Annotated in this window: 11 protein-coding genes; 2 read left to right on the forward strand and 9 right to left on the reverse strand. The window is 44.9% G+C overall.

Going from position 1 to position 14,829, the window contains the following annotated elements; genetic code table 11:
- Positions 1-207 precede the first annotated feature (207 nt).
- The 6 genes from AABW11_RS06240 to AABW11_RS06265 all read right to left on the reverse strand — a co-directional run bounded on the left by AABW11_RS06240 (position 208) and on the right by AABW11_RS06265 (position 8,317).
- Positions 208-399, reverse strand: a complete 192-nt coding sequence (locus AABW11_RS06240; RefSeq protein ID WP_340103932.1) for a hypothetical protein — start codon at positions 397-399, stop codon at positions 208-210.
- Positions 400-746: 347 nt separating this feature from the next.
- Positions 747-1,511 (reverse strand): SDR family NAD(P)-dependent oxidoreductase, encoded by a 765-nt coding sequence (locus AABW11_RS06245; protein ID WP_340103933.1) that lies wholly within the window; start codon positions 1,509-1,511, stop codon positions 747-749.
- Positions 1,512-2,086: 575 nt separating this feature from the next.
- The gene (locus AABW11_RS06250; RefSeq protein ID WP_340103934.1) at positions 2,087-4,570 is read right to left on the reverse strand and encodes a TonB-dependent receptor domain-containing protein; all 2,484 of its coding nucleotides are present in this window, start codon (positions 4,568-4,570) and stop codon (positions 2,087-2,089) included.
- Positions 4,551-5,921 (reverse strand): HTTM domain-containing protein, encoded by a 1,371-nt coding sequence (locus AABW11_RS06255; RefSeq protein WP_340103935.1) that lies wholly within the window; start codon positions 5,919-5,921, stop codon positions 4,551-4,553. The genes AABW11_RS06250 and AABW11_RS06255 overlap by 20 nt, the downstream gene beginning before the upstream one ends.
- Before the next feature lie 3 nt (positions 5,922-5,924).
- Positions 5,925-7,034 (reverse strand): imelysin family protein, encoded by a 1,110-nt coding sequence (locus tag AABW11_RS06260; RefSeq protein ID WP_340103936.1) that lies wholly within the window; start codon positions 7,032-7,034, stop codon positions 5,925-5,927.
- A 59-nt stretch (positions 7,035-7,093) separates the two neighbouring features.
- Positions 7,094-8,317 (reverse strand): DUF4856 domain-containing protein, encoded by a 1,224-nt coding sequence (locus AABW11_RS06265; protein WP_340103937.1) that lies wholly within the window; start codon positions 8,315-8,317, stop codon positions 7,094-7,096.
- A 421-nt stretch (positions 8,318-8,738) separates the two neighbouring features.
- On the opposite strand from AABW11_RS06265, the gene AABW11_RS06270 reads away from it, so the two are divergent.
- Positions 8,739-10,367 carry a bifunctional aminoglycoside phosphotransferase/ATP-binding protein gene (locus tag AABW11_RS06270; protein WP_340103938.1) on the forward strand — a complete coding sequence of 543 codons (1,629 nt, stop codon included), beginning with the start codon at positions 8,739-8,741 and terminating at the stop codon, positions 10,365-10,367.
- Positions 10,368-10,420: 53 nt separating this feature from the next.
- Positions 10,421-11,137 carry an HAD family hydrolase gene (locus tag AABW11_RS06275; protein WP_340103939.1) on the forward strand — a complete coding sequence of 239 codons (717 nt, stop codon included), beginning with the start codon at positions 10,421-10,423 and terminating at the stop codon, positions 11,135-11,137.
- 9 nt (positions 11,138-11,146) lie between these two features.
- Here the strand turns inward: AABW11_RS06275 and AABW11_RS06280 are convergent, their stop codons facing one another.
- The 3 genes from AABW11_RS06280 to gnd all read right to left on the reverse strand — a co-directional run bounded on the left by AABW11_RS06280 (position 11,147) and on the right by gnd (position 14,738).
- Positions 11,147-11,731 carry a hypothetical protein gene (locus AABW11_RS06280; RefSeq protein ID WP_340103940.1) on the reverse strand — a complete coding sequence of 195 codons (585 nt, stop codon included), beginning with the start codon at positions 11,729-11,731 and terminating at the stop codon, positions 11,147-11,149.
- 51 nt (positions 11,732-11,782) lie between these two features.
- Complete coding sequence (locus tag AABW11_RS06285; RefSeq protein WP_340103941.1) at positions 11,783-13,138, reverse strand: GntP family permease; 1,356 nt, start codon at positions 13,136-13,138, stop codon at positions 11,783-11,785.
- Positions 13,139-13,304: 166 nt separating this feature from the next.
- Positions 13,305-14,738: a decarboxylating NADP(+)-dependent phosphogluconate dehydrogenase gene (gene gnd / locus AABW11_RS06290; protein WP_340103942.1), complete on the reverse strand. Its 1,434-nt coding sequence runs from the start codon at positions 14,736-14,738 to the stop codon at positions 13,305-13,307.
- Between the last annotated feature and the right edge of the window lie 91 nt (positions 14,739-14,829).

Here is a 14,829-nt window from a genome sequence, read left to right on the forward strand (position 1 = left end):
AGGCTTTTCAGCCCTGAATGGTGTCTGATTGTAATCGAAATTTATTTATACTGCAATTAGAACACGGTTATAGTCCGGATAATGTTTGTCGGCATTCTATCTCACTTGCCCACTGCCAGTGAGATAGTTAGCAAATCTCAATCTATTCCTCCTCCAAAGAGAAAGGCTGCTAACCCTCCTCTTAGGCTTCTCAGCCTTTGCTTTCCATTAAACGGCTTCAGTAAACTCCTCCGGCTCTTTATAGCTTTCCCGATGGATCACGCGCGTGTACTCTCCAGATGGCTTTAAAGCGAAGTGATCGATATAGCCGTGTATATTTTTGAACGGAAAAATGCTTTCGATATTCGCATAGGTTCGCTCTTCTGTCTCGTTCAGCACAATGAATAGCGTGGCTGACACTCCAAACAGATTCTCAAGATCTACGCCCTGCTGAAGCTCAGCCGGGGTGTATTTGCTCCCTCGTCATTTCCCCAGGAATTTTCGAAGTGCACTTTTTTTATTTAGGTTGCGAGTAAACCGTTTTCCTACGATGACTGGCTTGCCGTAGTCATCTATGGTTTGAAGCTCCCAGACCAGGGAAATTTTTTCTTTGACCCCCAGGGCGAATCGAGAGTCCCGAGGTTAACAGCGTCAACAAGAACAGAAGAATGCAGTCCTTCATCAGGTACCGGATAATTGTCGGGGTCTTCGGTAATAATTAAATCTGACATTTTTCTATCCCGATATTTAACACGGACACGATCTAATCAGCCCGCAGCACTTGCTCCGCCATCAACTGTGAGAACTGTGCCTGTAATCCATTCCGACTCATCGGATGCCAGGAAAAGCGCCGCCTTGGCAACATCGAGCGGAGTACCGGTTTTACCCATGGGGATGGTTCCAGGTACTTCATCCAGAATGGTGTCGGGGTTTGGGAATGCGACAGCAGATGAGCGGTAGAGCTCCGTATCAATCGCACCAGGGGCGATCATATTGATGCGAACGGCCGGCGCTGCATCCACTGCAATCTGCCGAACCAACGACTCCACGGCTCCCTTAGTGGCACAGTAGGCGGCATGATTTGGAAATCCTTTTTGCGAAGCTAATGAGCCTGTCACGATCACGGATCCTCCACCGTTCTGTTTCATTTCAGGTAACGCAATCCGAAGTAAGTAAAAAAGCGAATGAATATTCACATCAAAAGTTTTTTGCCAATGTTCTGCAGATATATCCGTGAGCGATCCGAGGCCAAGCATACCCGCATTGGCAACAATGATGTCGGGCATTCCAAAATGTTCTTTTGCAGAGCTATATAAATTTTCATTGCCGTGTTGGCTTGACACGTCCGCAGCCACAAAAAACGCCTCACCACCCTTCTCCTTGATTTTCTTTACTGTTTCGGCACCCTTCTGCTCGTCTCGGCCGCTCACGATTACCGAGGCACCTTCTCCGGCAAAATATTCGGCAATTCCGCGACCAATTCCCTTGGTTGATCCGGTAACAATCGCTGTTTTGTTCTTCAGTCGTTTCATACCCCATTGTATTCATTATCTGTTTCTGCAATATACTCCAATTCACTTCAATCATCAGCGGTTCTAAATTAGTGTGGGAGAAAGCCGATTAACTACCCCGGGCAGAGTCCGCGAGGCATCACCTTAGAACTCATAATTTTTTGATAAATATAGTTATTATCATGTAGTGTCGCCTTGCCGGCCCAAATGTTTAATTCTAAAGTGGTTTAATTCCGAGGCTGTCCAAAAAGGGTGTCATCCCGCACTCGATGCGGGATCTCCATCCGTTGATATTGGCAGGAGATACCGGATCGGGGTCCGGTATGACTGAATGGATAACATTATAGCACTATTACGCCCTTTTGAGACAACCTCAAAGGATAAAAGTCCCCCTTTGAAGGAAGTGAACCCGACCGCGGTCGGGAGAGCTGGGGATGACTTTCTGAGTTTAGAGATGTCCTGAACTTGGTTCAGAGCTTCCTGCCGGTGTAAGTGAAGTGGATAATATTACCGTATCGCTTAAAAAAAATTATAGAGGTGTTTTTAAAATCAAGATGTAGGTGGTTACTGATTGTCGTTCAGATATTTAATAAAGATTACTTCCCAAAATTCACCTGGAATGTCGCATAATATGTACGCGGCGGAGAAGGAATAATGCCCGGGCCGGGATATCCTGTGGCGCGACGCGTGAAGTAGAGGTTATTAAACAGGTTGTTAATACCCGATTCCAGCGTGATGCTTTTGTATGACCAGGAGAGCGACAGATCCGCGACACTGTAGGATGGAATCTCACCGCGAATACCGCTTTGGTTGTCGTTTATATTTTGTTCCGCGTTGGAGGCATCTGTAAACTGGCTCGACATATAGGTATACTGAAAAGAACCCAAAAGGTTTTTGTATCCGAATGAGATACCGGTTTTCAAATTAAGAGCGGGCACAAACTCTACCTCATTGCCTTCTACGCCGGGGATCTCGGAATCGAGGTATTCTGACCGTGTGATTGCTGTGTTTGCAAAAAGATTGAGCCGCATATCACGGCCATCGACCCCTAACAGCGAGAGGGTATTAAGCTCAGCCAGGCTTTCAATACCGTACATAAATGCCCGCCCGATATTTCCCCGGAACCGAACCACACGTCCGGTCTCTTCAATTTCGCCATCTGCATTGACCCGCGTTTCTGCCCGAAGCACCTCCCCGATTCGGTTATTGTACATCAACCCAAAACCGCCCAGTTCAAACGACAGGCTTTGGCCTGCACGACCCCTCACTCCAAAATCAGCCGTGAATCCATCTTCATCTGTTATATTTGGATCTACCTGGAACGTAGGATTTACAATCCGAATGTCATTAAACGTAACGGACCTGTAATTTTGTGAGATGTTTCCATAAAACTCTGTTGTTTCACCGGGAAAATAGCTCAGACCCAGACCCAATAAAAAGAAATTGCGGTCGAAGGTTCTGTCGTCTTCAAAGGTTTGGTTTTGGATTGGGTTGCCGGCCAGGTCAAAATTGACTCGCTTAAACGTACCGTCACTCTCTGTTTTGATCTGTTCGAAGCGGAAACCCGGAGTCACCGAAAAATTATCGGTGATGTAAAAAATGTTTTCCCCGAACAGTGCTACGTTTCGGTTCGGGTAGGTGAAATCGGACTGATTTGGAAAGTTAGGAAACCGGTTGTCGGCCAGTGAAAAATCTGCAGCTGAGCTTGCGGTTCCCGGCCCCTGAATGGAGGTGTTGCTTGAACGATAGTATTTACTACCGATCAGAAAAACGGCGTTTCTATCACCCAGGGAATATCTTTTCAAAAATCTTACTTCGGCACCCCAGTTATTAAAATCTCCGAGAATCAAATCGCGGGGAGCATCCGGATCGTCCTGCTGTGATACGCGGTTTGTTCGAAACCCGACCGATTTTCGGGATGCATCAAGCCCATAGACTAAAGCACTCAACTGACTTTTATATGAAAATTGATGATTAAGCCTCAGTGAGGCAACTTTCCAGTCTACCTCAAACCAGTTGCGGGTCCGGTTGCTGAAGTATGGATTGCTGTAGAATTGTGCATCCGTCAGGCCGCCGGGTTGCTGAGCGAGGTAGTAGAGGTAGGTGAGGTCGAACCCGATTTTAGTATTTTCGCTTAACTTGTAGTCTGTGTATAAATAGACATTTTGGGATTCAAATCCCGAATTTGGCCGGAAACCATCACCATTCTTGTAATTAAAATAACCGTAATAGCCAATATTGCCTGTTGTACCGCTGACGCTGTTGAATGATGTAAACAGGCTGTTTGACCCCACAGATTGTCGCGATTTCAGCTTAATGCTTTTATCGCGCGCAGGTTTTTTCATTCTAAAATTGATGAGTCCACCGAACTGCGTGCCATACTGGAGTGATGCCGCCCCGCGAATAATCTGAATTTCCTGAAGTGCTTCAGCGGGCGGCGTGTAATAGCTTTCGGGATATCCCAGTACATCGGCACTGATATCGTAACCGTTCTGGCGAATATTGAAATTTGATGAACGGTTCGGATCGAGTCCCCGACCACCAATATTGAGCTGAAGTCCGGCGTCGTTCGATTCAAAAATATTGAGGCCCGCCACCTGACCGTATATCTGACGGGCATTATTGGCTGACGTGTTTACGGTCATCTGCTCCAGGGAAATCACTTCATTCTTTTTGCCGGCGTAGATGGATGTTCCTTCAACTTCTCTAAGTCGGTTTAACGCAAAAAATTCGCTGCGCTGACCAACAATGGCTACCTCAGTCATCTCACGATTCAATGGAACCATCTCTACAGATAAAGTCAGATTCTCGTTTTCTATAACAAATGTACGATTGATTACCTCATAGCCCAGCATAAAGAAGTAAAAATTGTATTTGTCCGGGGGAAGGTTGTTGATCTCAAAATCGCCGTTTTTGTCGGTTTGAAACGATTTCCCGGCCCTGTTGTCATAAATGTCAACACCTTCGATTGGTTCACCTGTATTACGATCCGTTACCGTTCCCGATATCTGGTACTGAGCAAAGGCCGGTAAAGCAAAAAGCCCGCAAATAATAAATAGACTAAAGGCCTTTAATTTCATCTTCAAATGGCATTAACCAGGTTTGGCGGTAGTTTGATTGTTCAATTGTCGTAAGATCGATCTCGGGATTTACGTAGAGCTGGCTGCCACGGCCATTCAGGGCAACGTAGCTGTCCACGTAGATTTCAGGATTATCGATTCCCTGTTCTTTGTAGTGCTGTTCGAGAAAGTGAGCGTATTCAAGAATAAAATCGGGCTGAAAAGACATCTGTTTTTCCTGGAAACGCGTCAGAAACTCATTATTGTCTACATAAAATTGCTGTCCGGTGGCGGGATCCACCACTTTGAAATTGGCATACCCTGTCTTTTCCATCAGCATCACGCGCCAAGAGAAGCGATAGCCTTCTTCCGTCCAGAATAGTTCCCCCGGGTAGAGCATATACCTGAACGGAACCAGTAGTTGAACGACAAAGAAGAGCGCAATAACCGACAGTGATACGTTCTTTATCCAAGGTTTTGGGAACGAGTAAACGGCAGCTTTGTCAAATGTTGCTTTGCTTATTTTTAATATGCGCGAGATGAAAGAAAGTATTTTGTTATGAAGACCCGCATCAAAAAAGATAAGCGCGCTCACAATCATGATGTATGGAAACATGCCGATGGGGAAGAGTACGCGGGTGAGAATATGAAATACAACCACGAGTGCAAAAGCAAATACCCGGGTTCGTTTAATTAGTAGCAAAAAAGGAATTGTGAGATCGTAAAGTGCACCTGCCCAGGAAAAAGCATAGTGTGTCCAGGACTGCTGAAAAAGATCGCCGAGAATGGGCAGCGAATATTTTGAGGGCAGCCAAATCTCCAGCGGCATGGCGTGAATCAGCCAGTCGGAGTTGAGCTTGGCAAGTCCCGCGTAAAAATAGACGATGCACAACAGGAATTTGATGGAATCGATAGTCCAGGCCGGGACTAGTTTGGAGCGGAGTTTTTCATTCCTGAATGCATCAACAGAAAAATAGGCGTGTGCCGGCAGGAAGATCATCAGAAAGCTTAGGATGCTGATGAAGTAGTAGTGGTTAAGGTAAGTGGTTTTATCCATGAGTTCGATATAGGTGAAACTCAGGAAAAAGGTGATGATTGCCACCTTGTACTTATACCCCAGTGAGACAAAAATAGCGGATAGCCCACATATCATAAATATAATATACGTGTATCCGCCAAGCGGCTGAACCCACTCAAAACCACTGTAGGAAAAAGAGAGAGTGGGGTCGATGTACAGTTTTTCTATCCAGCCGTTTGCTGCAAACCGAATAATGCTAATGAGCATTAGCGCTCCAAAGAATATTCGGAAAACAGCTAGCGGCGCAGCATTTGTTGAAGAATTGAAATATTCCCGGATTGAAGAGGTATTCAAAGTTTAATCGCCGTCAGCGTCAACGTAATCTACATTAATATTAAGTGCCTGGAGCATGTCTACTTTCATGTAAACTACATTCTGTTGTAATGCATCGTATGTTAATAGCATTTCAGTATTATTCGTTTCTACCTGTGTGCTTAAGTTACCAGAAAGTGATTGAGCTTCCATCCGCACTTCTTCGAACTGGCTGTTAATCAGGTTAGCTAGACTTGAACCATTTTTTGTGGTGTTCAGATATTCAAGGTATGAATGAAGACTCTCTCCCGTTGTTTCAGCCTCAAAGTGGCGGCCGTTGAAAAAGTTTTGTGATGCCCTGAGAGATTCTAAAAATAGTGTCTTTGAGTATACCTCACTATAATAACCTTCCACATGAGTCTCTAATGGTGTCCCGGAAAAGACGCCGGCTGGAATCCCAATTTTGCCGGCTCTTAGTATTTTTTCGTAATAAAAAATGTAGTCGTTCACCATCATGTCAAGCGAGGAGTTAGCGCCGCTTCCAGTGTTGCTGACAAACTCGTCTCGGTATCCGGAGTTCCAGTCCTCAAGAACAGATTCCGTTAAGCTGTCTATTCTTTTAGACAGGTCTGTGATGTAGGTCTTGTAGGCAGCTGCATTTTCATGTGTGGTATAAAAGCCCAAAATCGCATCATCGGAATCATCAAGCCCGAAAAGTAAATAATCCAGTGCCGGGAATCCCTGGCTGTTATTTAGGGATGGAAGTTCGAGGTTGTATGTTCCCTCTTCTATATTGTCAATAATTTCCTCGGTGTCTGTAGGGTAAATATTAAGATTGTCGCGATAGCGGAGATCCATTGCCGGTCCCATTTCAAACATAGACACATGTTGCCATGCGGTATAGCTTTCCAGCCATGTGTCGCGAAGAGTCGTAAGCGTTTGCTGTGACGGATTACTTGAAAACTCATTTGCAGCAGTATGTAAAGATTCTGCTTCGAGTGCAAAATTCTCAAGTGACGGTACGATAATATTATCAGCCCAGTTAACCAGGATGGCTTCCCGGTCGAAGTTATCTTCGTTCAGGCCTGATGTGGAACTGTCTGAACAGCTCCATACGATGAAAAGGGTGAGTGAGAGGAGAAGTAGTTTCTTCATGATGTAAATAAAATAAAAAGCCGGCCACCATGTGTGACCAGCTTTGATCAAAAATTAATTTAATTCGCGGCTTCTTCCACGGTAAAGTCAAATTTATCGGCGATGCTTGCGGCGATGTTATCAAGAGTTTCCGGTGTAACATCCCATAGCCCGTTGCCTTCTGTCAGCTGAGCAATGTAACCGTCAACTTCAGATTTTGTCACGTATGGCTGAGTCGTACCGGGCACTCGTGTAAATTGCAGGCTGAAAATGAATCCATATCCTTCTGAGAGATCATGAAACACTGCTCCATAATCTGGAGTTTCCTGAGCAAGACCATTTCTGCCTGAGTGGAGATAGTAGACGGCCCGGATTCCAATGATCTTCGAAATATTTTCACGTATGATCTCTGCCTGCTCATCGCGAAGTTCGTAATCTCCTTCAACAATAGCGGCACGGCCAAGAGCAAATGCATCAAAGATATCCTGTGCAATTCCGGTGAAATCTTCATCGCCTTCTACGCGTCCGAGGTACTTATTGAGGAAATCATCATCCTGCCCTACGGTAGGTGTTGGGTTGGCGGGGTAAGCGGCTGTTCCATATAGGTAGCCGTATGCTTCGTCCCACTTGTGTTCCATTGTAGTGTAGCTGGATCCCTCTTCAGTTACTCCTTCATCATTGTCTTCACGATTGGTTCCGGCATCCAAAACAGAGGTACTGAGGTAGTTGTTTAAAATCTGGTCAGTCATCAGGGCGCCTATCAGGCTTTTACCAGCCAGCTGATTGTATTCAAAGCCTTGTCCATTTACATATCGTGTTGAGGAGCCGTCTGCAATTTGGCCGGGGACGCCGACGTCAGCCAGTGTGTTTTCATTTGGAAAAACTTCTGAAATCTGCCCTTCTACCCACAGTTCAAACTGATTTTTGAGTTCAGCGCTTACAGTCGAATTCGTTGCAAAAAAATCGGCAGATGCTGCAACTTTACTTTTTACGCTTTTGCTTGATTCATTAAGAGGCGTACTTGAAAATGGGTCGGCATCTCCGCCTTCTGCAGTTTGATTACGGTACATTTGAAGAAGTAACTCTTCAGTTGCATTGTCGAAGTCTGTCATGGTGCTGACAAACTCGGATGCCATATTGATCCGGATTGTCTGGCCGGTAAAAGAAACGGTTGATTCCCCATCCCGGGTAAATTCATACGTTTCGGGAGTTTCAATATTGGTATCGCTGTCGCTATCGGTTACATCACATGAGAAAAGTGTTATGACCAGTGCGGCAGGCAGTAACAGTTTTGAAAATTTCATACGTAAGTAGTAGTTAGAACTTTTGTGGTGTTTTAATTTAGATCAAATCTAAGTTAAGGCAATTTTCATATGCTGTCAAAGACTATATAGAATAAATCTAAATAAAATAATTTAGAGGCTATCCGGGTGCAGGCAAGCCAATTACCCGTCTTTAATGCTCTGTAATGTGGGGTCAGCACAGTACTCAGATAACTCATGTTAGAAAAGAATGGTGTTTGGTATTGGTCTTTAGGGCATTTTGAATAGTTTAAAAAAAGGGAAGGAAGAGCCTGGTGTTACACTATCCCTATAAAGTTGACTCTAAACAGTTTTGCATCTGGTCACTGTTTCTATTCTTTCAAGAAACGTACCTTACAAATAATTAACGGCCGTGATACTTGCGGTCTGGTCGGGACGAATGATCACAGGACAACCAAACATTATGCAAGATTCAAATAGTAAAACCGGCGGTGCTAAACAGATAATTGATTTCCTTAAAAACAGGGAGTCTTACCCCCACTCTCCGGAAGCCGTTCAGCATATTCAGACGCATATTTCAAACGTGTTTATGGTGCCTCCGTTCGTGTATAAAATAAAAAAGAGAGTGGATTTTGGTTTCCTTGATTACAGTACGCTCGATAAGCGAAGGCACTTTTGCGAACAGGAAGTTGAGCTGAACAGACGTCTGTGTTCAGATATATATCTCGGCGTAGAATCTATTGCTAAGAGTGAAAATGGATTGAAAATTGTATCCGAAGATCCGGGTAATAGCGGAGAGGAAATTGTTGAGTACGCTGTAAAAATGAAGATGCTCGAGGAGAAATATTTTCTTCATTCCTATATCGATAGAAATAAGCTTTCGAATGAGCATTTGGACCGCGTGGCTGATAAGCTGTCGGAGTTTTATCTTGAGCAGTCGCCCGATGAAAGCGTAAAGGTGTATGGCGACAGGGAAAAGATACGATACAATACCGATGAAAATTTCAGCCAGACGGAAGCATTTATTGGCGAGACGATCAGCCGGGAAGCATTCGAGGCGATACAATATTTTACGGACACCTATCTTGAAACTAAGACTGATCTGTTTGAAAAGCGAGTTGAAGAGGACCGGATCGTGGACGGCCATGGCGATCTGCATCTCGAACATATTCATGTAAATCCCAAGGGCGTTTGTATTTACGACTGCATCGAATTTAATGAACGGCTCCGTTGCGGCGATCAGGCTGTGGACCTGGCGTTCCTGGCAATGGACCTCGACTATAACGACCTGTGGGGTTTTGGTCGTTATTTTGTTGATACGATGTCCCGAAAGCTGAACGATCCTGAACTTACGACTATCATTGATTTTTATAAGTGCTATCGCGCGTATGTGAAAGGAAAAGTGAAAAGCATAAAGTCGGCGGAAGAGGATGTTGAAAAAGAGGATAGAATAGAAGCAGCAAAAATCGCCTCAGTCTATTTTAAATTATCACTTCGCTATTCGCTGATTGGTTCGCGGCCGATCGTTCTGATTTGTATGGGGCGGATAGGGACAGGAAAGAGTACGCTTGCAACGCACCTGGGGGATACACTTGATGTGGATGTGTTTTCATCAGACCAAATTCGTAAAGAAATGGCGGGTTTGCCTTTAAATGAGCGGCCTGACAGCGAAACGCGAAAGAAACTATATTCGGCTGAGATGTCCCGTAAAACGTATCAAAAGCTCACAGATCACGCCATTCAATCCATTCAGAGCGGAAGGAGTGCTATTCTGGACGCTACCTTTAGTCAGCGTTCGGGACGTCGCGATCTTATCGAAGAGCTTGAATCGGTGGGGGCAGACTACATTTTCATCGAAGCGCAGGCGACGGATGAGGTTGTGAAATCAAGGCTTAAAGATCGGGAGGGTGACAATGAAACTGTGTCAGATGCACGACTCGAGGATTTCGACATGCTGACTAAGAAATATTACCCACCATCAGAAATAAAAACCGGTAATAAGATAGAGGTCGATACAGGGACAAATTTACGTGTGACAATTGAAAATCTCTATCAAAAAATGGTTGATAGGCAGGTTGGTTTGGCTGAATAAGCACTCTCGCAACATTTGACAGAGTTTTGAAATTTTATCCAGGCAGTGACCCCATGATTAGTAAAATTAAATACAAAGCCATCGTCTTCGACATGGATGGCGTCATCATCAACAGTAAAGAGTACGTAGAAGAATTCTGGCTTGAAAAGCTGAATGAATACGATATTCACATTCCTGAAGGGGAAAGGGAAGCGCGGTTTCACGGACGTCCGGCCCGGCCTACGGTAAATGATCTGTTTGCTGAGCTCGATGAATCCACACGGGAACAAATTATTGAGGAGTGCGCCAAAAATGATGCGTCCGTAGAATCTTATTTAATGATTCCAGGCGTGGATGATTTTATCAAACAATCTCATGAGGCCGGCATTCGGCTTGGCCTGGTGACAAGTGCCCTGCCAGGTAAAGTTGAGCGAATGCTCGCAGGTTTAAGTGCATCCAATCCGTTTGAAGTGATTGTGACAGCAAATCTTGTAGACAATGGGAAGCCTGATCCGGAGTGCTACATGATGGCTGCTGGCAAAATGGATATTGATCCGGAAAAGATCATTGTGTTTGAAGATTCAGTGAGCGGTGTAACATCTGCATCGAACGCAGGGGCTACCGTGATTGGTGTGAATGAAGATCATCTAAGCGACTCATTAAAAAATGCAGGTGCTATAGTGGTTTGTAACGATTTCAGAATGGCAGAGTTTAAGACCGAGAAAGATGGAGTACGTGTTTTTCAAGGCGGTGAAAAAAGTAGTTTTTCATTTGTGATCACTGCCGGATAAAATAATCTGCTATTCGTCACCTGAAATCATCAAACCTATTGAGATGCCAACCCTCATATAGGCCTGGCCGTCGAAGGTGACCATCGGTGTAAGTCCGGCTTTAAATGTAGGATACCATTTTTTCCTGTTCATGTATCGGTAGCCGATGGTAAATGTGGCCGCTGTTGGTTCGGGACGGTTCCAGCGTTCTTTATCATAGATCTCTCCAATTACTACTCCTGCCCCGAATTCAAGACTATTGGTTTCTGTCCCTGCAAAATAGTTACCCATGATGACCGAAAACAGAAAGGGTGTATCTCGAAAATTATACCAGTTACTATTTTCATTTCGATTTCTGTCGGTTGTGGTTCCTGAGGGTACGCCGGAAATCCCTACCCGAAATCCAAAATTGTTCTCAAACCTCAGGTCGTAATTCATGGAGTAGACAATTCCATTTCCTCCCGCCTCAAAATAAATAGATTGATCAGGAATGCTGACATTTGTTTCGGGCATGTATGGTAGTTGAGCGTGAAGCATGCTCGGTAAAACACAACCAATCACAAAATAAATGGATGACAGTACAGTTTTTCGAACGGTTGTTTGTTGATGAATCATATAGCGGATGACTAATTTTCGGCTTTTCCTCTGAGATCAGCAGATAAGATATCAGACAAACATACTCAGCAATAGGCATAGTATCAGACCCATTACCGCAATGATGGTTTCCATCACGGTCCAGGATTTTAGTGTATCCTTCTCGCTCATTCCAAAGTAGCGATTGACGAGCCAGAAACCGCTGTCGTTTACGTGAGACATGATGGTGGCACCGGCGGCTATCGATAAAACGACAAGAGCCTTGTGGGGTTCACTCAGGTCAAACTGGATCATAATGGGGTAGACGATTCCGGCAGCTGTAATCATAGCAACGGTTGCCGAACCCTGTGTTATTCGGACGGCCGCAGCAATGAGCCACGCTAGGACGATGACGGGTAAACCAATGTCTGACATAGTATTGGCCAGCATTTCACCCACACCACTGTCCACTAACACCTGTTTGAATACACCGCCTGCACCGGTAATTAAAATGATAACGCCTGCTGGTTTCATCGCTTCCATGCTTAGCTTCGACAGTTGTTCCCGTGTGGATCCGCGCCTCACACCCAGCCAGTAAAGTGCGATTAGCACAGCAATGGTAAGAGCAATAAATGGGTGACCGATAAATATTATCATCTCTGTGATAAATCCCGGCTCTATGACATTCTGCTCAATAAACGAGTCTGTTAGTGTATTGCCGAGTATCAAAATGAGCGGAACAGAGATGATGCTGATCAGCAGCCAGAAAGAGGGCAGGGATGCGTCTTGTTTCTCTTCATCCTCCAGTTCCATATACTCGGGAATGGGAACGTGAATTCTGTTTCCGATAAATCTGCCGAATATTGGACCAGCTACAATCGCGGTTGGAATACCAACGATGAACCCAAATAGGATAACCCATCCCAGGTCAGCACCAATTATGTCGGCTACCGCAATTGGGCCGGGAGTAGGCGGGATAAATGCGTGCGTTACGGCAAGACCTGTAAGGAGCGGGATGCCGTAATAAAGAAGAGATTTTTTAGTGTCGCGGCTGAGCGCATATACAAGCGGCACCAATATGATAAATCCCACATCAAAAAAAACGGGTATGGCCACAAAGAAGCCGGTGATAACCATGGCCCAGGAGGCATTTTCTTTTCCAAACCGTTGTAGCAGAGCGTTTGCCACCGCTTTGGCCCCTCCGGAGTGTTCCAGGATCTGGCCAAATATCGCCCCGAGCCCCACCACCGTAGCTACAAAACCCAGTGTACCTCCCATTCCTTCCTGAATACTTTCGATGACTGAGGAGGGAGGCATCCCAGCGGATATTCCTACAAACACACTTGCAATCAGAAGGGAGATAAAGGCATTTATTTTAAACTTTGTTACCAGGATCAGCAGTAGGGCGATGCCGGAAAGTGTTGCAATCAGGAGCTGGGTTTCAATCATTTGTCATAGTTTATGATAGTAAATAGTATGTCAACTGACATCATTTAGATGATTAGTCCGTGGTGGTATTTCCCCCTCCTTTTGTAGGAGGGGTCAGGTGTGGTTTGGACAGCCTTTCTTTCTGCAAATTATTTTATCTCATAACTAACGCTTAGTTTAAACTTTTTTACGCGTTTCCTTTCCACTCGGTATGAAAAAACTTACCACGCGGTTTGTCTGTCCGTTCATATGTGTGCGCTCCAAAATAGTCCCGTTGAGCCTGGATCAGATTTGCAGGAAGGCGGGCTGACCGAAGTGAATCGTATTGTGATAGTGAACTCATCATAACCGGAACAGGAGTTCCACTTATTGCTGCACGGCTAATTGTGTTTCTCCATCCACCCTGAAGATCTTTCAGCAACTCCGAGACTATATCTGACTGTAAGAGATGGTTAAGTGCAGGCTCCTTTTTATAAGCTTTGACTATAGTTTTTAGCAATTCCGAGCGGATGATACAGCCACCCTGCCAGATTCGTGCTATCTCGGCGGGGTCAATTTCCCATTCTTTCTGTCGGTTCATTTCGGCGATCAAAAAAAATCCCTCCGCGTGACTGACTACTCGAGATGCGAGTAAAGCATCTGCCAGGTAAGCTAAAGATTGATTTATGTCTTCATTAGCTGATGTAGATTCATATGTTTCAGAACTGGAAAGCTTACGCCTGAGATCCGTGAATGATGAGATAAATCGTGCAGTCACAGATCCGGAAATTCCCGGCAGTGGTATACCATTTTCAAAAGCAGAAATAGCGGTCCATTTGCCGGTCCCTTTTTGCCCGGCGCTGTCGAGTATTTTCTCAACGAGTGGGTTATCATCGTCATCAGAAACAGATAAGATGTCTGCAGTTATTTCAAAAAGATAGCTACTGAGCAGGCCACTATTCCAGGCTGAAAACTGGTCAGAAATTTTGCCGGCACTCATCTGAAAGTCTTGTTTCATAATGTGATATGCTTCGGCGATCAGCTGCATATCCGCGTATTCAATTCCGTTATGCACCATCTTTACGAAATGCCCGGCCCCTCCGGTTCCGATTCGTGTGATGCAGGGCGAGCTATCAAATGCTTTTGCAGCAATCGGTTCAAACAGTGGTTTCAATTTAAGCCAGGTCTTAATTGTTGTTCCCGGCATCATGGAAGGGCCAAACCGTGCTCCCTCTTCGCCTCCTGATACGCCCATTCCAACAAAGCGAATTCCCTCCTCAGCGAGATTACTCGCCCGCCGTTCAGTATCCTCAAAGTGGGAATTTCCACCATCGATAAGTATATCTCCTTGATCCAAAAAAGGAATCAGCTCATCAATGACGCTGTCAACTGGCGGGCCGGCTTTCACCATAATTAAAATTTTACGGGGCGATTCAAGCGATTGAGCGAAATCAAGCGGAGATTGTGCTCCAATAAACGATTTAGATTTTCCCTCGCTTTCAATGAAATCAGAAACAACCTTTTCTTCACCGGGAACAGATCGATTATAAACAGTAACTTGGTTTCCGTGATCCTCGAGGTTCAAGGCCAGGTTGCGCCCCATCACACCAAGCCCATATACGCCAATAGCTGATTTATTCATTTCTTTACATTCAGGATTTGATTTACTGTCATGAGATGGCCGAACCATAGCTACCGAATGACAATGACTTTTGCAAGTTGTTTGATTTATT

The sequence above is a fragment of the Rhodohalobacter sp. 8-1 genome (assembly GCF_038150125.1).
Classification (GTDB): Bacteria; Bacteroidota; Rhodothermia; order Balneolales; family Balneolaceae; genus SW132.

Bases quoted from the DNA above. Each gene is read 5' to 3' on its own strand.
- AABW11_RS06245 (WP_340103933.1), bottom strand. From the start codon at position 1,511: ATGAAACGACTGAAGAACAAAACAGCGATTGTTACCGGATCAACCAAG.
- AABW11_RS06250 (WP_340103934.1), bottom strand. From the start codon at position 4,570: ATGAAATTAAAGGCCTTTAGTCTATTTATTATTTGCGGGCTTTTTGCT.
- AABW11_RS06260 (WP_340103936.1), bottom strand. From the start codon at position 7,034: ATGAAGAAACTACTTCTCCTCTCACTCACCCTTTTCATCGTATGGAGC.
- AABW11_RS06265 (WP_340103937.1), bottom strand. From the start codon at position 8,317: ATGAAATTTTCAAAACTGTTACTGCCTGCCGCACTGGTCATAACACTT.
- AABW11_RS06270 (WP_340103938.1), top strand. From the start codon at position 8,739: ATGCAAGATTCAAATAGTAAAACCGGCGGTGCTAAACAGATAATTGAT.
- AABW11_RS06275 (WP_340103939.1), top strand. From the start codon at position 10,421: ATGATTAGTAAAATTAAATACAAAGCCATCGTCTTCGACATGGATGGC.
- AABW11_RS06280 (WP_340103940.1), bottom strand. From the start codon at position 11,731: ATGATTCATCAACAAACAACCGTTCGAAAAACTGTACTGTCATCCATT.
- AABW11_RS06285 (WP_340103941.1), bottom strand. From the start codon at position 13,138: ATGATTGAAACCCAGCTCCTGATTGCAACACTTTCCGGCATCGCCCTA.
- gnd (WP_340103942.1), bottom strand. From the start codon at position 14,738: ATGAATAAATCAGCTATTGGCGTATATGGGCTTGGTGTGATGGGGCGC.